This window comes from Methylobacterium sp. 092160098-2, assembly GCF_028920805.1.
Taxonomy (GTDB): Bacteria; Pseudomonadota; Alphaproteobacteria; order Rhizobiales; family Beijerinckiaceae; genus Methylobacterium; species Methylobacterium fujisawaense.
The window spans coordinates 34,097-52,760 of sequence record NZ_JAQPZJ010000003.1; the positions used below are offsets into that span (position 1 = coordinate 34,097).

The 18,664-nt window shown below is 72.4% G+C and carries 16 protein-coding genes; 6 read left to right on the forward strand and 10 right to left on the reverse strand.

Annotated features, from left to right (window positions below):
- Positions 1 to 2: 2 nt before the first annotated feature.
- From PQI07_RS32465 to PQI07_RS32485, 5 genes are read right to left on the reverse strand one after another with little or no spacing between them, the layout of a single operon-like run.
- Positions 3 to 821, reverse strand: coding sequence for an ABC transporter permease (locus PQI07_RS32465; protein ID WP_043386552.1), 819 nt, complete (start codon positions 819 to 821; stop codon positions 3 to 5).
- Between the two features lie 7 nt (positions 822 to 828).
- Positions 829 to 1,734 carry an ABC transporter permease gene (locus PQI07_RS32470; protein ID WP_043349751.1) on the reverse strand — a complete coding sequence of 302 codons (906 nt, stop codon included), beginning with the start codon at positions 1,732 to 1,734 and terminating at the stop codon, positions 829 to 831.
- Complete coding sequence (locus PQI07_RS32475) at positions 1,731 to 2,774, reverse strand: ABC transporter substrate-binding protein (RefSeq protein ID WP_043349754.1); 1,044 nt, start codon at positions 2,772 to 2,774, stop codon at positions 1,731 to 1,733. Before PQI07_RS32475 ends, PQI07_RS32470 begins: the two co-directional genes overlap by 4 nt.
- A gap of 37 nt (positions 2,775 to 2,811) precedes the next feature.
- A complete protein-coding gene (locus PQI07_RS32480) occupies positions 2,812 to 3,894 on the reverse strand; it encodes an ABC transporter ATP-binding protein (protein WP_043349755.1) in 1,083 nt (360 codons plus the stop codon).
- Complete coding sequence (locus PQI07_RS32485) at positions 3,891 to 4,640, reverse strand: maleate cis-trans isomerase family protein (protein WP_043349762.1); 750 nt, start codon at positions 4,638 to 4,640, stop codon at positions 3,891 to 3,893. The genes PQI07_RS32480 and PQI07_RS32485 overlap by 4 nt, the downstream gene beginning before the upstream one ends.
- A 176-nt stretch (positions 4,641 to 4,816) precedes the next feature.
- Between PQI07_RS32485 and PQI07_RS32490 the strand changes: the two genes are divergently transcribed.
- Positions 4,817 to 5,545, forward strand: coding sequence for a GntR family transcriptional regulator (locus PQI07_RS32490; RefSeq protein ID WP_274928956.1), 729 nt, complete (start codon positions 4,817 to 4,819; stop codon positions 5,543 to 5,545).
- Between the two features lie 117 nt (positions 5,546 to 5,662).
- On the opposite strand, the gene PQI07_RS32495 is transcribed toward PQI07_RS32490, so the two are convergent.
- The 4 genes from PQI07_RS32495 to PQI07_RS32510 all read right to left on the reverse strand — a co-directional run bounded on the left by PQI07_RS32495 (position 5,663) and on the right by PQI07_RS32510 (position 9,872).
- Complete coding sequence (locus tag PQI07_RS32495; protein WP_043386543.1) at positions 5,663 to 5,911, reverse strand: PilZ domain-containing protein; 249 nt, start codon at positions 5,909 to 5,911, stop codon at positions 5,663 to 5,665.
- Between the two features lie 211 nt (positions 5,912 to 6,122).
- Entirely contained in the window at positions 6,123 to 7,664 is a 1,542-nt protein-coding gene (locus PQI07_RS32500) for a sensor domain-containing diguanylate cyclase (RefSeq protein ID WP_075379910.1), read from the reverse strand.
- 95 nt (positions 7,665 to 7,759) lie between these two features.
- Positions 7,760 to 9,202 (reverse strand): HAMP domain-containing sensor histidine kinase, encoded by a 1,443-nt coding sequence (locus PQI07_RS32505; protein WP_274928957.1) that lies wholly within the window; start codon positions 9,200 to 9,202, stop codon positions 7,760 to 7,762.
- Positions 9,195 to 9,872, reverse strand: coding sequence for a response regulator transcription factor (locus PQI07_RS32510; RefSeq protein ID WP_043386537.1), 678 nt, complete (start codon positions 9,870 to 9,872; stop codon positions 9,195 to 9,197). The genes PQI07_RS32505 and PQI07_RS32510 overlap by 8 nt, the downstream gene beginning before the upstream one ends.
- Positions 9,873 to 10,156: 284 nt before the next feature.
- Here PQI07_RS32510 and PQI07_RS32515 point away from each other — a divergent pair, with 284 nt between their 5' ends.
- The 5 genes from PQI07_RS32515 to PQI07_RS32535 all read left to right on the forward strand — a co-directional run bounded on the left by PQI07_RS32515 (position 10,157) and on the right by PQI07_RS32535 (position 16,534).
- A complete protein-coding gene (locus PQI07_RS32515; protein WP_043349771.1) occupies positions 10,157 to 10,354 on the forward strand; it encodes a polyhydroxyalkanoate synthesis regulator DNA-binding domain-containing protein in 198 nt (65 codons plus the stop codon).
- A gap of 64 nt (positions 10,355 to 10,418) precedes the next feature.
- Positions 10,419 to 11,789 (forward strand): efflux RND transporter periplasmic adaptor subunit, encoded by a 1,371-nt coding sequence (locus PQI07_RS32520; RefSeq protein WP_274929152.1) that lies wholly within the window; start codon positions 10,419 to 10,421, stop codon positions 11,787 to 11,789.
- Positions 11,790 to 11,797: 8 nt separating this feature from the next.
- A complete protein-coding gene (locus PQI07_RS32525) occupies positions 11,798 to 14,962 on the forward strand; it encodes an efflux RND transporter permease subunit (RefSeq protein ID WP_043756307.1) in 3,165 nt (1,054 codons plus the stop codon).
- Positions 14,963 to 15,123: 161 nt separating this feature from the next.
- Positions 15,124 to 16,086 (forward strand): glycosyltransferase, encoded by a 963-nt coding sequence (locus PQI07_RS32530; protein ID WP_043349781.1) that lies wholly within the window; start codon positions 15,124 to 15,126, stop codon positions 16,084 to 16,086.
- Positions 16,076 to 16,534 carry a GtrA family protein gene (locus PQI07_RS32535; protein ID WP_075379906.1) on the forward strand — a complete coding sequence of 153 codons (459 nt, stop codon included), beginning with the start codon at positions 16,076 to 16,078 and terminating at the stop codon, positions 16,532 to 16,534. The genes PQI07_RS32530 and PQI07_RS32535 overlap by 11 nt, the downstream gene beginning before the upstream one ends.
- 376 nt (positions 16,535 to 16,910) lie before the next feature.
- On the opposite strand, the gene PQI07_RS32540 is transcribed toward PQI07_RS32535, so the two are convergent.
- Entirely contained in the window at positions 16,911 to 18,524 is a 1,614-nt protein-coding gene (locus tag PQI07_RS32540) for a hypothetical protein (protein ID WP_274928958.1), read from the reverse strand.
- Between the last annotated feature and the right edge of the window lie 140 nt (positions 18,525 to 18,664).

Below are 18,664 nucleotides of genomic sequence, written 5' to 3' on the forward strand. Positions count from 1 at the left end.
GGTCAGCCCGCCATCCGGCGGGACAGGCCGGCGGCCCGCTCCATCACCACCGCCAGCACCACCGTCACCAGGATCAGCAGGCTGGAGGCCGCCGCTACCGTGACGTCGAGGCGCCCCTCCAGATCCTGCCACATCCGGATCGGCAGCATGTCGGTGGCGGCGTCGCGCAGGAACAGCGAGACCGGGACGTTGTCGAAGCTCGCCATGAAGGCGATGAAGCCCCCGGCCAGGATCCCGGGCCGGATCAGCGGCAGGGTCACCCGGCGGAACGTGTAGAGGCGCGAGGCGCCGAGCGAGGTCGAACTCTCCAGCAGCACCGGGTCCATCTGCGACAGGGCCGCGACCGTGGTGCGGACCACGAAGGGCACGCAGACCACGGTGTGGCCGAGGATCAGGGTCAGCGGCGAGACCGGGATGCCGGCGAGGCTGAACAGCATCAGGGCGGCGAGCCCGAAGGCCAGGGCCGGCAGGACCAGCGGCGACAGGAACAGGCTGTCGAGGAGCCGCGCGGAAAGCCGCCGCGACCGTGCGATGGCGAGCGCCGCCGCGGTGCCCAGCACCACCGACAGGAGGGTCGCCCAGCCCGCCACCACCAGGCTGTTCCAGGCGGCGGCCTGGAGCTGCTCGGCCTCCGCGAGCGCCGCGTACCAGCGCAGGGAATAGCCCGGCGGCGGGAAGCGCAGGGAGAAGCCGTTGGTGAACGAGACCACCACGACGATCACGGTCGGTGCCGCCAGCAGGACGAGGCAGAGGCCGGCGAGCAGCAGCACGGTGCCGTGGAAGCTGAACCAGTCGAAGTCGCGCCGCAGGGACGTCCGCATGGTGACCTCAGGCTTGCGCGTAGCCGCGCGACAGGCGGCCCACGAGGTTGAGGAGCGTCACGCAGGCCAGCACCGCCACGAGGAAGACGATCGCGATCGCCGCCGCGAAAGGCCAGTTGTTGAGCGAGGAGGCCTGCTGGTACAGGTACATGGGCATGAACAGCATCTGCCCGCCGCCGATCAGCGACTGGGTGATGAAGGCCGTGATCGCCGCCGCGAAGGTCAGCAGGCAGCCCGCCACGATGCCGGGCAGGCAGAGCGGCAGGGTCACCCGGAGGAAGGTGCGCCACGCCCCCGCCCCCAGAGCCGCCGAGGCGTCGGCGAGGTTCGGGTCGATCCGCGACAGGGCGGTGACCAGCGGCAGAACCATCAGGGGCATCTGCACCTGCGCCAGCGCCAGGACGAGGCCGCCCTCGGTGTAGAGCAGCTTCAGCGGCGTGTCGGTGAGGCCGAGGCCGAGGAGGGCGGCGTTGACGATGCCCTGGCGCCCGAGGATCACGATCCACGCGAAGGTCCGCACCACCACGCTCGTGAGCAGCGGCAGCAGCACGATCAGGGTCAGCAGGCCGCGCAGGCGGCCGGGCGCCCAGGTCAGGAGCAGCGCCAGCGGCAGGCCGAGCAGCAGGGTCAGCGCCGTGACCTCGACGCCGAGCCACAGGGTCGCGCCGAGCACCCGCAGGGAGAACGGGTCGAGCAGGAACCGGGCGTACTGGTCGAGGCCGAACCGGGTCATGCCCGGATCGGCGTAGAAGCTCACCAGCAGCAGCAGCGCCAGCGGCGCCAGGAAGAAGACCAGGAAGAACGCCCCGAGGGGCAGCGCGAGGCGGATGTCGTAGGCCGCCGTCCAGGCGCGGACCGGGCGGCCGGGCGCCGCGACCGGGCCCGCCGTCGCCATGGCCGGGCCGGCGGTCACACCCGGATCTCGCGGTTGAAGCGCTCGATCCAGGCCGACCGGCTGCGGTTGATCGCGGCCCAGTCCTGGAAGACCGACTTGCGCTTCAGTTCGTCCGCGTCCTTGGCCAGCACCTTCGCGATCGCGCCCTCGATCGCGACCTTCCGGTTGGTCGGCACGATCAGGTAGGGGCTCTGCATCAGCTTGGCCTGCACCTCCGGCGAGAGGGCGGCCTCGATCAGCTTGAAGGCCAGCTCCTTTACCGGCGTGTTCTTGACGATGTGGATCGTCGTCTTGAAGGCGATGATGCCCTCCTTCGGAATCGCGAACTCCACCGGCACGCCCCGGGCCTTCAGGATCTGGATCGCGTTGAAATTGCCCGGCCCGATGTCGACCTGCTCCTGCTGGTAGAGGGCCGCCAGGGCGCCCGGGTTGGCCGCCACGGCGGCGAGGTTCGGCTTGAGCGCCTCCAGCGCCTTGAAGCCCGGCTCGACATCGGTCTCCGAGCCGCCGTGCATCCGGGCGATCTCCACGAGGAAGCCGGTGCCGAGCGTCGAGTTCAGGTTGGTGATGCCGACCCGGCCCTTGTACTCGGGCTTCCACAGGTCGGCCCAGGAGGTCGGCGGCGTCTTCACCTTCTCGGGGTTGTAGGTCAGGCCGACGATCTGGAAGAACGGCGCCGGGCCCATCGGCTCCTGCGCGTCGGCGATCAGGTCGCCGTAATGGGCCGACTGGGCCACCGGATAGGGCTCGACGAGGTCCTGGGCGATGGCCGTGAGGGCGGGGCCCGGATCGTGCAGCATCACGTCGATCGGCGGGTTGGCGCGGGCGGCCTGGACCTTGGCGATCTGGTCGACCGAGAGCATCGGATCGAGGATGACGTCGCCTCCCGAGCTCTTGCGGAAGGCCGGCACCAGCACGGCCCGGTGCGCCTCCTCCCAGCTGCCCGTGAAGGTGGCGAAGACGAGCTTGCGCGCCTGCGCGCGGGACAGGCCCGGGAAGGCCTGCGCGGCGCCGAGGGTCAGGGCGCCGGCGAGGAGGCTGCGGCGGTGCAGGGTCATGGTCGGCTCTCCTGGCTCGGACTCGGGCGGCTCGGCTTCAGTGGCGGGAATCGGGGAAGACGCTGACCCGCTCGGGCGCGGTCGGCGACAGGCGCACGCGGGTGCCGGGCGGCCGGGGCCGGGCGCCCGCGGCCCGGGCCTCGGCGGTCTTCAGGCGGGCGCCGCCGTCGAGGCGGATCTCGTGGACCAGGGTGGCGCCGAGCGGCAGGCCGATCTCGACCACGCCGTCGAGCCCCTCCCCTCCGGTCGCGAAGGCGACGTGCTCGGGCCGCAGGCAGGCGGCCACCCGCGTCCCGTCCGGCAGGGCCGTGACGGTGGGGAGAAGGCCGCCGGTCTCCAGAGCCACCACGCGGGTGCCCCCCGGCCCGGTCGCGAGCCGGCCGTGCAGGACGTTGGCCGTGCCCACGAAGGTGTTGACGAACAGCGTCTCGGGGCGGTCGTAGACGTCGGTGGGCGGTGCGAACTGCTCCAGGCGGCCGGCATTGAGCACGGCGACCCGGTCGGCCATCGACAGGGCCTCCTCCTGGTCGTGCGTGACGATCAGCGTGGTGGTGCCGGCGCTGCGCTGGATGCGCTTGATCTCGATCTGCATGTCGAGGCGCAGGTTCTTGTCGAGGGCCGCGAAGGGCTCGTCGAGGAGCAGGATCGAGGGGCGCACGGCGAGCGCCCGGGCCAGCGCCACCCGCTGCTGCTGGCCGCCCGACATCTCCCGCGGGTAGCGCCCGGCGAGGTGCTCCAGCCGCACCAGCGCCAGCATCTCGGCCACCCGCGCCTTCTGCTCGGCCCGCCCGACCCCCCGGGCCGCGAGGCCGTAGGCGACGTTGTCGGCGACGCTCATGTGGGGAAACAGGGCGTAGTTCTGGAACACGATGCCGACGGTTCGGCGGTTCGGCGGCAGGTGGTCGACCGCCTGGCCGCCGATGATGACGCGCCCCTCCGTCGGCTTCAGGAAGCCCGCCACCGCCCGCAGCAGGGTGGTCTTGCCGCAGCCCGAGGGCCCGAGCAGCGCCACGAGCTCGCCGCCCTTGATGTCGAGGGTCACGGTGTCGACGGCGAGCGCCGTCCCGTAGCGCTGGGTGATCCCGTCGAGGATCAGGGTGGTTCCGGCTCCGGCGCTCACGGACGGCCCTCCCCGTCCGCCGCGAAGGCGCGGCCATGGGCGGCGAGATGCGCGGTCGGGCAGCCGGCGAGGTCCAGGCCCTTCCACAGGGTGACGGCCACCGAATCGATCACCGGCACGCCGAGTTCGGCCTCCAGATCCGGAGCGAGGACGGCGCCCGCGAGATTCGTGCAGACGATCGCCACCGCGTCGACGCCCTCGGCCGCCACCGCCCGAACCATGCCGGCGATGGCCTCGGGACCGGCCTCGGCAAAGGCGAAATTCTCCGACAGGCCGAGATGGCGCTCGGCGCCGCAGTCGAATCCGGCCGCACCCCAGTTGGCCTGGATCCGGCGCTGGACGTCGCCGGTATAGGGCGTGACGAGGCCGATCCGCCGGAAGCCCCGGGCGCGGAACAGGTCGCGGAAGGCGAGCGCGGCGGTGGAGGCCGGGCGTCCGGTCCGGTCGGTGATCGCCGCGCCGAGGCGCTCGTCCGCGTCGAAGCCGAGCCACGCGCCGGAGGTGCCGTTCCACAGGATCGCGGCGACCCGGGCGTCGGCGAGCAGGTCGGCCGCACTCAGGATCGGCTCGGGGTCGAACTGGTCCAGCGCCGCCGCCGACAGGCCGATCTCCGTCACGCGGAAGCGGGCGAAATGGGCGCTCACACCCGCGCAGCCGGCCAGCAGATGGGCGGTGGCCGGCTCGAGGACGCTGTTCGACGAGGGCGTCAGCATGCCCAGGCGCGTCGTGCGGTTCGGTCGTTCCATCGCATCCTTCCCCGACACGCGGAGCATCCGACAGGCCGGGACGAGCGACAAGGTATTTTCTGCATGCTGCATGCAATTTGCGCAAATGCATGATATGGCAGCGCAAGTGGCCGAAAAATGGATCATCGATCGGGCGGCCGCACGCGCTAGGCTGGCGCGGTGGAGCGGGAGGATCGATGGACGTCGTCGCACGAGGCCGGGGCCGGCCCCGCAAGGCCCTGATCGTCCCCGCCGCGCAGGTGCACAGGATCGGCCTGCACGAGCAGGCGGCGGCCCGGCTCAAGGACATGATCGTCCGCGGCGTGTTGCCGGCGGGCGCGACCCTCGTGGAGACGGACCTCTCCGTCGCGCTCGGGGTCTCCCGGACCCCGCTGCGGGAAGCCCTCAAGCTCCTGGCGGCGGAGGGGCTGGTCGACCTGCACCCGAATCGCAGCGCGCGCGTCCCGGACTGGACGCCGGAAGAGATCCTCGAACTGTTCGAGGCCTTGGCCGGCATCGAGCGGCTCACCGCGGAACTCGCCGCGCCGCGGATTTCCGAGGCCCTGATGGACGACCTGCGCGGCAAGCAGGCTCAGCTCGACCGCATGCACCGGGACCAGGTGCTCGACGCCTATTTCGCCCTCAACCAGGAGATCCACCGGACGATCGTCACGGCCGCCCACAACCGTCCGCTGGCGGAGGCCCACGCGCCGCTCCAGGCCCGGGCTCAGTGGGCGCGCCTGCGCGCGCTCTCCAGCGGCAGCCGCTGGGCGGAATCCGCCCGGGAGCACCGGGATCTGTTCGAGGCCCTCGCCGGGCGGGACGCCGCCGAGGCCGGGGCCATCGCCCATCGCCACGTGCTGCGGACCGGCGTGGTGATCGCCGAGACGCTCCACGCCCGGCGCGCGGGCCCCGCCGCCCGGTAAGGAAACGTTAACCCTGTCGGCGCATCGGTGGGCCACCAGCCGGACGCAGGCCTTCCACGCCCCTCCGATCCGCCCCTCAACACGGGTGGGCGTGGAAGCCTCGTCCGGCGCGGGCCGTCAGGCGTCGTCGAACGCGATCCCGAGTTCGGTTTCCTGACGCCACGTGACGCGAACCGGCCGACGCTGACCGTTGATCCCGTAGGACAGCACGAAGGCGTCGGGAACGCCGATCACGCTGACGACGCGCAGGCGGGCGCCGCCGTCCGAGATGTTGCGGATCGTGCAGTCGATCGCACCGCCACCGGCGAGTTCGATGTGCCCCTCGAGAAGCGTCCGTCTGCGGGGCGCCACACGTCTGTCGTCCATCCTCGTTACCCTTGGCTTGCGGGGCCGGATTCCACGCGAAATCCACACGAGCATCGCTGATCCGACGCACGGGTCCCGCTGCCTACCCGTCCATCGGCGCGCGATGACGACGGGCGGCACGGGCCGGTCCGTCAGCCATCGGCGCGAGAAGATCACGGTTTTCGTGTCGATTCCGTCAAGAAATCGGAAGACCGATCGCAGCCGGGCCCCGTCAGGACGTCTTCACCAGCTGCAGCGCGCCCCTTTGGAGCGGCGCGGGTGACGGCGCCGCGCTGCGCGTCTGATTGCGGCCGCCGGTCTTGGCCTCGTAGAGGGCGCCGTCCGCCAAGCGGTACAGGTCCGGCAGGGGCGCGCTCCGGTCGCCGCTCGGCCGTGCGGCGGCGAGCCCGATGCTCACCGTCACGACGCCTGCCCCGAGCCCGGCCGACGGGACGGGGAGCTTCGCCACCTCGGCATGGATCGTGTCGGCGACGCGCCGGGCGCCCGCCTCGTCGGTTTCGGGCAGGAGCACGGCGAACTCCTCGCCGCCGATGCGGCTGGCGAGATCCTGCGGGCGGTGCACGCTCGCCGACAGACTGCGCGCCAGGCCCTGCAGGACCGCATCGCCCACCGGGTGCCCGTATTGGTCGTTGAAGCGCTTGAAATGGTCCGCATCCACGATGAGCAGCGACAGGGGATGGCCGTCGCGCCGCGCCGCGTCCAGAGCCCGCTGGTACATGTCCTCGAAGCAGCGGCGGTTCGGCAGGCCGGTCAGGGCGTCGGTGCGCGACAAAGCGGCCATCTCGGCCCGCATCGCCTCGCGGCGGCGTAGCTCCCGCCCGAACAGGAGCGACAGCGCGATCGTGAGGCCGCACAGCGCCAGCACGATGCCGCCGATGATCGTCGCCTTCGCGGCCCAGTCCGCCTCCACGTCCTTCGTGGACAGGGCGACGTTCAGGATCAGCGGCAGGGTCCCGATCCGCGTGAATTTGTAGCTCCGCTCGACGCCGTCGCGCACGGAGGTGCTGACGAAACTGCCCCGCCCCTCCCGCAGGAACCGCCTGAAGGTCGGCGCCTGCGCGATGTTCGCCCCGAGATCGGCCTCCACGTAGGGATAGCGCATGATGCGGGTGCCGTCGGTCAGGTACAGGTTGATGGCCCCGCCCGGCCCGAGGTCGATCTCGCTGAACAGGTGCGTGAAGTAGGACAGCTTCACGGTGCCCAGAACCACGCCGCCGAAGCTGCCGTCGGGCCTGTCGATGCGGCGGCTGAACGGCAGCATCCGCTCGCCGTCGAGCCGCGACACGATCGGGCGCCCGACATGGAGGCCGAGCCCGGCGCTCGCCTGGTGAACCTGGAAGTACTCGCGATCCGCGTAGTTGCCCTTGCGGGGCGGGACGGCCGCGATGTCCGCGACGACATCGCCCTCCTCGTTCAGGATCAGCATCACGCCCATGTCGCGGGCGGTCGCGGCGCGGTCGAACAGGATGAGCTGGCGCAGCCGCGGATCGGCCTCGGTCAGGCCCGGCACCTTCAGGTTGTCGACGGCCGCGCGGATCGAGAGATCGTACATCTCGATGTTGCGCACGATGTCGCGCTCGAGAACCTGGAGGAGGTTCCGGCTGGTCTGGTCCGCGCTGTCCCAGGCGTCCCGGCGCAGATCGGCCAGCATCAGGCCGGACGTCACCACCATGCCCAACGGGGCCAGGACGCCGAGCGCGATCCAGGTGCGGGCCGATCTGAGCCAGGAACCGGCGCGCCGCAACACGTTCATCGGCCCCACACAGGCGTCGTTTCGTTGCCGGGTACTGACATGGCGCGCCTTAACCGCGGCTTTCGCACCCGAGCGGCCGAGCCATCACGGGCGAATTATGGGGATGACGGTCCACTTGTGATGGACGGCGCTGACCGGGCCGTCCGAGGGCCGGCCTCCGCCTCGGCGTGCGGGAAGCGCAGCTCGACATGGCAGCCGCCGCCCGCCGCGTCGCGGATCGCCACGGGGGCGCCGTGCAGGTCGGCGATCGCCGCCACGAGGCTCAGGCCCAGGCCGTGGCCGGGCGTCTGGCGCGCCGCCTCCGCGCGATAGAAGCGGTGGAACACCTGACTGCGTTCCCCCGGTGGCAGCCCCGGGCCGGTATCGGCGACGGTCACGACGATCGCGGCCTCGGTCCGCTGCAATCCCACCGCGACGCGGCCGCCGGGCGGCGTGAATTTCAGGGCGTTGTCGAGGAGATTCGAGAGGGCCTCGAAGCACAGGTCGCGGTCGCCGTGGACGGGGTGCGGCCCGTCCGGCGCCGCGAGCGCGAGGTCGATGTCCTTCTCCTCGGCGAGCGGCGCGTGGAACTCGACCGCCACGGCCGCCACCTCGCCGAGATCGACCCGCGTGAACGCGCCGCGCCGCCGCCCGTCCTCCATCTCGCCGATCCGCAGGACGGCGGTGACCATGGCGAGCGTCTGGTCGATCCACACGAGCCCCTGGTCGATCGCCTCGTGGAACTCCGCGACGGTCCGGGCCTGGGACCGGGTGCGCTCGAGCCGGGCGCGCAGGCGGGTGAGCGGCGTGCGCAGGTCGTGGGCGACGGCGTCGCCGACGCTGCGGACCTCGCCCATGAGGTGCTCGATCTCGTCGAGCATCCGGTTCACGGTCCGGGTCAGCCGGTCGAACTCGTCGTCGCCCGGGCCGACCGGCAGGCGCTTGCCCAGGTCGCCGCGCATCACCTCGGCCACGGCGGCCTCGGTGGCGGCCAGGCGGCGGCGCGCGCGGCTCGTGAGCAACAGGCCGCCCAGGGCCGAGAGCGCCAGCGTCGGCACCAGCCCGAGGCCGAGGGCGCGCAGGATCGTGGCCTTCACGCGGTCGATCTCGTCGGTGTCGTGGGCGATCACCACGGTGCTGCCGTCGGCGAGCGCCAGCGCGGCCGCCCAGATCTCGTCCTGGAGGCTGCGACCGGCGAGATCGACCGTCGCGCTCACCCGGTACGCGTCGCCGTCGCGCGCCAGACGGGCCGGCAACGCCCCGAGATTGCCGGCCCGGCGCGTCCCGTCCGGCGCGAACAGGCCGCCGTAATGCGTGGCGTGGACATCCATCGCGATCCACGTATCGACCCGGGTCGCCGCGACGCCGGGGTCGGCCGCGGCCGACCGGACCTCCAGCCGGAGCGTTTCGGCGAGTTCCTCCCGCAGGTAGTCGGCCGTCTGCCAGTAGACGAAGGCGAACATCGCCAGGGCGAGCAGGAGCGACCACAGGGCGATGCCGAGCGCCCAGCGGATCGCGGTGGAGCGGAACAGGTCCGCCGAGCGGAGCCGATCAACCATCGGGCGTCAGCGTGAAGCCGGTGCCGCGCACGCTGTGGATCAAGGGCGGCTCTCCCCCCGCCTCCAGCTTCCGGCGCAGGCGCCCGACATGGACGTCGATCAGGTTGGACTTGGGCGTGAACCGGTAGTTCCAGACCTCCTCGAACAGCATCGCCCGGGTCACGATCTGGCCGGGGCGGCGCATGAGATACGCCAGGAGCTTGAGTTCGCGCGGCAGCAACTCCAGGTCGCGGGCGCCGCGCCGGCCCGTGCCGGCGATCAGGTCGATCGCGAGGTTGCCCACGTGCAGGACGGTCTCGCGGCTGTCGACCGGCCGCCGCAGCAGCGCCTCGATGCGTGCGGCGAGTTCGGCCAGCGCGAAGGGCTTGGCGAGGTAGTCGTCCCCGCCGGCGCGCAGGCCCCGGATCCGCTCGTCGACGTCGCCCAGGGCGCTCAGGACCAGCGCCGGCGTCCGATCCCCGTCGCGGCGCAGATCCTGGAGGACGCTCAGGCCGTCCCGGCCGGGGAGCATCCGGTCGAGGATGATCGCGCCCCAGCCGCCGTCCCGGGCCGCCCGGGCTCCGTCCGGACCGGTCGCGGTCCAGACGACCTCGTGGCCGCGCCCGCGCAGGTCGTCGAGCACGTCCCCGGCCGTCTCCGCATCATCCTCGATCAGCAGCAGCTTCGCCACGCGCGGCCCCCGCCCCGGTTCCACGCCCCGGCGCAGGCGCGGCTGTTTCCCGGTCCCGGACCCTTGTGCCGGACTTCGCGGCGCAAATCGCCCCGCGACCGTCCGCATGAACCCGAATTTAATGGCACCGCATCGCGTTGGCCCTCTTTATTGGAATGACTCTAGCCCGTACCCGCCCGCCCCTGGCCGCCGGACGGTGCGCTTCCGGATTCCCTCGATGCGGACTTGGTCTCGCCTTCCCTGCCCGTCCCGCCGCTTCGCGCCCGATCCGTGGACGTCGGTGCATGCCTAGGAAGCGGCGCCCGCGGCGCCTGATCAACCGCTACGCGGCGAGCCGCCTGTACGATGTCGAGACCCGGGCCTACGTCACCCTCGATCACCTCAAGGATCTGCGCAGTGCGGGCTACGAGGTCGTGGTCCGTGAGGTCGAGACCGGGCGCTTCGTGACCGAGGACGTGCTCAAGCCGGGCCTCGACGCGTGAGGCGGCCGGTCGAGTCGGCTGCGGCGCTCGGCGCCGGGCGATGGGGAGGCCTGCGGTGGACCGGATGGCGCTGACCATGGACGCCTCCGACGCCGCGCGGGAGGCCGAGACCGACGCGCAGGCGCCGCATCCGGATGTGGGGCCGACCGCTGCAGGCGCTCCGGAGGCCCGGCCCGGGAAGGCCCGGCGCGGCGGCGCACGCCTGGCCTGGCTCGTCCTGATCCTCGCCGCGCTCCTGGGCGCCGGCTGGATCTCGCGCGACGCGCTGCGCGACCGGCTCGGCTTGGGGCCTGCCCAAACCGGGGACGACGCCTCGATGACGGCCTCGTCCGCCGCGAAGACGGAGGACGCGCCGGCACAATCGGACTTCGTCACCCTCGACGCGGCCGGCCAGAAGCGGTCTGGCCTCGCCTTCGGGACGGCCGAGACGCGCCGGATCGTCCTGCCGGTGCGCGCCCCCGGCACCGTCGCCTTCGACGAGCGGCGCGTGACGCATCTGAAGCCGCGCACGCAGGGGCGGGTCCTGAGCCTCGCGGTCCAGCCCGGCGACCGTGTCGCGGCCGGCCAGACCCTGGCGACCCTCGACGCCGCCGGGATCCTGGACGCGCGCAACGGCCTCCAGGCCGCCCAGGCGACCCTGGGCGAGGCGCAGGCCTCCGAGCGGGCCGCGGAGATACAGCTCAAGCGCGGCCAGGAGCAGCTCAAGTTCGGCGGCGTCGCCCAGGCCGAGGTCGAGCGGCGGCAGGTCGATCTCGCCAAGGCGCGCGCGGCGGTCCAGTCCGCCCAGGCCAATGCCGACATGTACCGGGCGCAGTATCAGCGCCTCGCCCCCGCGGAGGGCGCCGCGCCCGGCACCAGCGCGGTCGTCACCCCGATCGCCGGGGTCGTGACGCAGGTCGGCGTGACCCTCGGCGAGGTCGTCGACACCGCCCGCGACGCGTTCACGGTGGCCGATCCGGCCCGCGTCGTCGTGCTGGCCAATCTCTACGGTCCCGACATCACCCGGGTGAAGGCCGGGGACGCGGCCACGGTGGACAGCCCGATCCCCGGCCAGCCGCCCTTCGAGGGCCGGGTGCGCTCCGTCAACGCCGCCCTCGATCCGGCGACCAACACCGCGCCCGCGCGGCTCGAACTCGACAATCCCGAGGATCTGCTGCGCGCCAACATGTTCGTGTCGGTCACGGTGGCCGCCGATCTCGGCCGGTCGGGCGTCACCGTCCCGGCCGCCGCGATCCAGCAGACCGAGGCGGGCCCGATCGCCTTCGTGCGCGTCGCCCCCGACCGCTTCGAACGGCGCGTCCTGACCCTCGGGATCCAGCGGGCGGACTGGGTCGAGGTGACACGCGGCGTCGCGGCCGGAGAGAGCGTCGCGACGGCGGGCAGCTTCGGCCTCAAGGCGATCCTCATGCGCAGCCTGCTCGACTCCACGGATTGAGCACCGCGATGAAGACCTGGTTCGCCCTGATGGTGCGCCGCCGGTTCCTGGTCCTGGTGGTGGCGCTCGCGGCCGCCGCGGGCGGGATCGCCAACCTCGAGGGCCTCTCCATCGACGCGGTGCCGGACATCTCGCCCCGGCAGGTGATGGTCCTGACCCTGTCGCCGGGGCTCGGCCCCCTGGAGGTCGAGCGTCTCGTCACCTTCCCGGTGGAGAATGCCATGGCGGGCGCGCCGGGCCTCGCCAATGTGCGCTCCACGTCCCGGGCCGGGGTCTCGGCGGTCTACGCGACCTTCGACGAATCCGTATCGGTGACCGAGGCCCGGGCCGAGGTGTTCCAGCGCCTGCCGCAGGCCAAGAGCCTGATGCCGGCCGGCGTCGGAGACCCGCAGATGGGCCCGATGGCGACGGGCCTGGGCGAGATCTACCAGTTCGAGCTGCGCGGGCCGGCCTACACGCCGATGCAGCTCAAGCGCATCCTGCAATGGACGATCGCCCCGAAGCTCAAGCTGACGCCGGGCATCGCCGATGTGAACATCTACGGCGGCCAGATGCCGACCTACGAGGCCCGCATCTCCGCCGATGCCCTGCGCCGTTACGGGGTCACCCTCGCCCAGGTCTACACGGCGCTCGCCGACAACAATGCCGCGCGCGGCGGCGCCTATCTGGAGCACAACGATCAGCAGGAGGTGATCCGCGGCCTCGGCCTCGCCAAGGGCCCGCAGGACATCGCCGACGTCGTGGTGGCGACCGGCCCCGGCGGCGTCCCGGTCACGCTCGCGACGCTCGGAACCGTGCAGGAGGCGCCCAAGGTCCGGCTCGGCGCCGTCACCCACGACGCCGCGGGCGAGACGGTCGTGGGCATCGCCCTCATGCGCTACGGCGAGAATGCCAGCGCGGTGGTCGAGCGGGTCAAGAAGACCATCGACGACCTGCGCCCGCAACTGCCGCCCGGGGTCGCGATCGTCCCCTATTACGACCGCAGCGCCCTCGTGGATCGCACGATCCATACGGTCGCGCACAACCTCCTTGAGGGGGCGGTGCTGGTGATCGTGGTCCTGCTGCTGCTGCTGGGCAACCTGCGGGCCGGCCTGATCGTCGCCGTCGCGATCCCGCTCGCGATGCTGATGGCGTTCGCCGGCATGCGCCTGCTCGGCCTGTCGGGCAACCTGATGAGCCTCGGCGCCATCGATTTCGGTCTGATCGTCGACGGCGCCGTGGTGATGATCGAGAACGTGCTGCGCGCGCGCGGGGAGCATCCGGACCGGCCGGCCACCGAGGTGGTGCGGGACGCCACCGCCGCCGTGGCGCGGCCGGTGATCTTCGCGGTGGCGATCATCATCCTCGTCTACGTGCCGATCCTCGCGCTGCAGGGCGTGGCCGGCAAGATGTTCGTGCCGATGGCGTTGACCGTGATCCTCGCGCTCGCCGGCGCTCTGGTCGTCACCCTCACGCTGATGCCGGCCCTGGCCGCCCTCTTCCTCGCCGGTCGCGGCGTCGGCGAGCGCGAGACGCGCCTCGTCCGGGGGATGCGCGCCGCCTACAGGCCGCTGCTGCGCGGCGCCGAGCGGCACGTGGTCCTGACCGTCGGGGTGGCGCTCGCGCTCTTCGCCGGCTCCTGCGTGCTGGCCACGCGCCTCGGCGGCGAGTTCCTGCCGAAGCTGTCGGAGGGCGCGATCGTCGTCACCTCGGAGAAGCTGCCGGGCATCGCCCTCGACGCGTCGCTGGCCACGGTCGGCCGGATCGAGCGGGTCCTGAAATCCTTCCCCGAGGTGAAGCGGGTGGTCTCCCTCACCGGCAGCGCCGAGATCCCCACCGACCCGATGGGCGTCGAATCGACCGACAGCTTCATCACCCTCGCCGACCCCGCCACCTGGACCACCGCCGCGACGCAGGACGGCCTCGTGGCCGCCTTCGACACGCGGCTGAAGGAGGAGGTGCCCGGTGTCGCCTACAGCTTCTCGCAGCCGATCCAGATGCGCATGGACGACCTGCTGGAGGGCGTGCGCGGCGACGTCGCGATCAGCCTGTACGGCGACGACCTCAAGGTCCTGAAGGACACGGCCGATGCCATCGTGCGGACGGTGTCGGGGGTCGAGGGCGCCGCGGACGTGAAGGCCGAGGCGCAGGCCGGCATGCCGGCGCTCTCGATCCAGGTCGACCGGGCCCGGGCCGCCCGTTACGGCATCACCGTGTCCGACGTGCTCGACGTCGTCGAGAGCATCGGCGGCCGCACCGCCGGCATGGTCTACGGGGACGACAACTCGATCACCGACATCGTGGTGCGCCTGGATCCCGCCGACCGCGGCGACATCGAGCGCATCCGTGCCCTGCCGGTCGGCCGCTCCGGCCAGGAGGCGGGTCGAGAGGCCGGCAGCCGGATGATGGTGCCGCTGGCGATGGTCGCCAGCGTGGAGGTCGCGACGGGACCGGCGCAGATCAGCCGGGAGCGGCTGCAGCGGCGGATCTCCGTTCAGGCGAACGTCCGGGGCCGCGACGTGCAGAGCTTCGTCGCGGCCGCCCAGGCCGCCGTGGCGCAGCAGGTCACGCTGCCGCCGCGCTACGCCCTGGTCTGGAGCGGCCAGTTCCAGAACCTGCAGGAGGCGACCGGCCGGCTGACCGTGGTGGTGCCGGCGGCGCTCGCCGCGATCCTGATCCTGCTGGTGGTGATGTTCGCCGATATCCGCATCGCCGGCCTGATCTTCCTCAACGTGCCGATGGCGGCCACCGGCGGCATCCTGGCGCTGACCCTGCGCGGGATGCCGTTCTCGATCTCGGCGGCGATCGGCTTCATCGCGACCTTCGGCATCGCGGTCCTGAACGGCGTGGTGCTCACGAGCTACATCCGGGACCTCGAGGCCACCGGCCTCGGCGCCAAGGAGGCCGCGACGCGCGCCGCCGAGATGCGGCTGCGGCCGGTGATGATGACCGCCCTGGTCGCCGCGCTCGGCTTCCTGCCGATGGCGCTCTCGACGAGCGCGGGCGCGGAGGTGCAGCGGCCGCTCGCCACCGTGGTGATCGGCGGCCTGATCTCCGCGACGCTGCTCACCCTCGTGGTGCTGCCGGCGGTCTATCCGGTGGTCGCGGGCCTGCGCCTGCCCTTCGGCGGACCCGGCCGCGCGGCGCCCGCCGCCGTCCCGGAGGCGCGGAAGCGGGCGCGGGCCGAGGCGTGAGCCCGCGCGGCCGGGTCCGCCGAAGGACGTAGCCCGCCCTCCTTCGGCCGGCGCCGCTACGTCGAAAGCGCGGTCCGGCTCCGGAGCGCGGCCGATTGTGGTCGATCCGGACGGCCCGCACGGTGGCGGCAGGCCTCAGGCAGAGGCCGCGGAGCCCCGCCATGTCCGTCCTTGGCCTCGTCGCCGAAACCGCGCGCCCGCCCCGCCTGGCCGTTCTGGTCCCGTGCTACAACGAGAGCCTGACGATCGCGCAGGTCGTCGGCGATTTCCGCGCGGCCCTCCCGACGGCGCAGATCTACGTCTACGACAACAACTCCACCGACGGGACCGCCGAGGTCGCCCGGGCCGCGGGCGCGATCGTCCGGATCGAGCCGCGCCAGGGCAAGGGCAACGTCGTCCGGCGGATGTTCGGCGACGTCGAGGCCGACATCTACATCCTGGTCGACGGGGATGGCACCTACGACGCCGCGGCGGCACCGTTCCTGGTCGGACGCGTGCTCAAGGACGACCTCGACTTCGTCAACGGCGCCCGCGCGGAGGTCTCGCAGCAGGCCTACCGGCCGGGCCACCGCCTCGGGAACCGCGTCCTCACCGGCCTCGTCCAGGGCGTGTTCGGGCGCGAGTTCCGGGACATGCTCTCGGGCTACAAGGTCATGTCGCGCCGCTTCGTGAAGTCGTTCCCGGCGATGTCCAGCGGCTTCGAGACCGAGACCGAACTCGTGGTCCACGCGCTGGAGCTGCGCATGCCCGCCGCCGAGGTCACGACGGCCTATCAGGAGCGGCCGGCGGGATCGGTCAGCAAGCTGCGCACCTACCGGGACGGTGCGCGCATCCTGTACCTGATCCTGCGCCTGATGAAGGACGAGCGGCCGCTCCAGTTCTTCGGCGCGCTCAGCGTGGCGCTGCTGCTCGCCGCGCTCGTGCTGGTCGCGCCCGTCATCGTCACCTTCGTCGAGACCGGCCTCGTGCCGCGCCTGCCGACGGCGGTCCTGAGCCTCGGCATCGTGATCCTCAGCGTGCTGACCTTCTTCACCGGGATCGTCCTCGACCTGACGACCCGCACCCGTCAGGAGCTGAAGCGCCTGCTCTACCTCTCGGTGGCCCGGCAGCTCGATGTCCGCTGAGGCCCGGGCACCCCGCAGCGAGGCGGAGCGCTTCGCGCGCTTCTGCCTCGTCGGCGGGATCGGATTCGTCACCGATGCCGGGCTGATGGCGCTCTGCATCCACGGCTTCGGCTGCGGGCCCTTCGCCGCCCGGGCGGTGTCCTTCACGGTGGCGGTGCTGGTCACGTTCCTGCTCAACAGGAGCCTCAGCTTCGCCGATCTGCGGGGGCGCCCGGTCCTGAGCGCCCTGGCCGGCTACCTGCTGGTGCAGGCCTTCGGCTTCGCCTGCAACATGCTGGTTTTCGCTCTGGCGATCCTCCGGCTTCCCGAGCCGTTCTCCGCCCCCCTCGCCGCCCTGGCCCTGGCCTCCGCGGTCGCCCTCGTCCTGAACTATGCGGGCGCGCGCCTCCTCGTCTTCTCCCGGGTCGGCTCCCGGGTCGACTTGTCGTCCGCCCCCGAGCTTCGATAGCCGGGCGGCGCGGCTGCCCAGGCCAGCCTCCGATCCGCAGGCCGCGCCGCGATATCGGGACGGGTCCGGCCGCAGGGGACGGCCGTGTCCGGATCGCTCCCTGGATGGAGCCGGCCTCTCGGTCCGGCCGTGCTGGACCAGTCCGCACCGTCGGCTTCGGCTGCCGGAAGGCGCTGGAGCCGGTTCAGCCTCGGGACGGGCCCGTTCGTTGCCCGGCGAGATCGTCTGAAGGTCCGGGCGGCGCGATCCGCGCCTGAATGCCCGACCGCGGGGGGACCGCCGCCGTGCATCGCCCGGAGGCGGCCGCTTCGCGTCTCCGCCGGCGCATGCCGTCCGTCCCGCCGCGGACGGGTCGGCTCGGCGCGCGCAGCGCCCGTCACACCGGCTTGCGCGCCGGCTGCGGCTCGCCCGGCCCGTCCGCATGGACCGCGAGCGCCACCATGAACAGCGCGCTCAGCCAAGCCAGGCGCGCTTGGTAGCGGTCATGCGGTCCGGACAGAGCGCCGCAGGCCACCGCGTTGACGAGCAGCAGGAGGCAGATCCCGGTCCCGATCAGCATGAGGCGATCCAGACGCGCCCGGGTGTCGGCCCCGAGCCGGTGCCGCAGTGCCCAGTAGAGCGCGGTGACGGCCATCGCGGCCAAGCAGGATAGGAGGTTGACGCCGAAGGCACCCTGCAGGGTCGGGATGAGCGCGGCCTCCGGCGGGCACACGCCGGGTTGCGCGAGGCACCGGTCGAGCTTGGGGATCGTCTTCAGGATCGCGGCCGTCCTGAACTCGGCATCGTCGACGAGGAGATGCGTCCCGATCACGAACTCGGTCATGTCCACGCTGACGAGCTGCCGCAGGGCGTTGCGCGTCGAGGCCGCCGCCTGCGCGATCGGATGATGCAGGATTGCCGCGCGGACGAAGCGCCCCTCCTCGGCGCCGAGCGCCGTGCGCAGGGCGGCGGGCGCGGTGCTGAAGTTGGGACCGGGGCTCCCGCTGCCCCAGAGAAAGTCATTGTGGTCGACGAAGTGCCGGCCTGCGAAGGCGCAGGCCGCGAAGGGGCGATCGGACGGCGTGCAGGTCTCGGTGAGGAGCAGACGCCCCGGCCCATCGGCGATGACGCGCGCCATCAGGTAGGGCGGCGTTCCGACCGGATGCCCGGAGACGCGTTCCGCGAGCCGGAGATAGGCCGCATTGAAGGCGAGCCCCAGGATCAGCGCGCCGCCGATCGAGAGCAGCGACGCCCTGCGGACATGTCGGTCTGCGAAGGGGACGAGCCGGCACAGCGCGATCAGGACGAGCGCGGATCCGGCCAGCAGGACGATCGTGGCATGCATCACCAGGCTGAGGGCGACAACGCCCGCATAGGCGAGGGTTTTTCCGCGGGACGCCGCTGTGTCGAAGACGAGCAGCAGGGCCGCCAGGACGAAGGTCGCCGCGAAGACGTCGGGCATCAGGAAGCCGCTGAACGCCCCGGCGGAGGTGAGCAGCGCCAAGGCCGCCAGACCGGCCAGGACCGCACCGGGCCGGGGCCGCTCCCAGACGAGATCGAGGAATGTCACGGTCAGCCAGGAGACGAGGACGGATTGGAGGACGATGATCCACCACACGCTCGCCAGGGCGGACAGGACGTAGAGCAGCAGCGCATAGACCGGGGAGCGCCCGCCCGCGATCGCGGCAAGGCCGCCCGCCGCATCCGAACTCGCGGCCGGATCGGCCATGACGGCGCCGCCGCTGCCGGCCGCCGCCGCCGAGCCGCCGAGCCGGGCGAGACCGCCGAGGATGCTCCGGCCGATGATGAAGTAGTGCTCGCTGTCGGGGAACAGGAACGGGTGGCCGTTCCAGAGGGCCGGGATCAGAAACAGGATCGTGCCCGCCGACACCAGGATCGCCAGTCGCCCGGCGCCCCGGCGTCCGGCGGGCGAGCTCTCCGCGGACGCGCGCATGCGGGCGGGGGCGGCGCCAGGGCTCAAGGGGCCGGAGCGCTCGTCGACGATGATCATCGGTCCGGTCCTCGATCCCTCTGGCGCCATCGCGGGCTGCGTCCCCACGGCACCCGGACCCTGGTCCCCGTCACGCGAGCCCAGGAGCGCGCCGCCGATCGGCAAGCGGCTTCCGAGCCGCGATCTGCCGGTCCGACGTG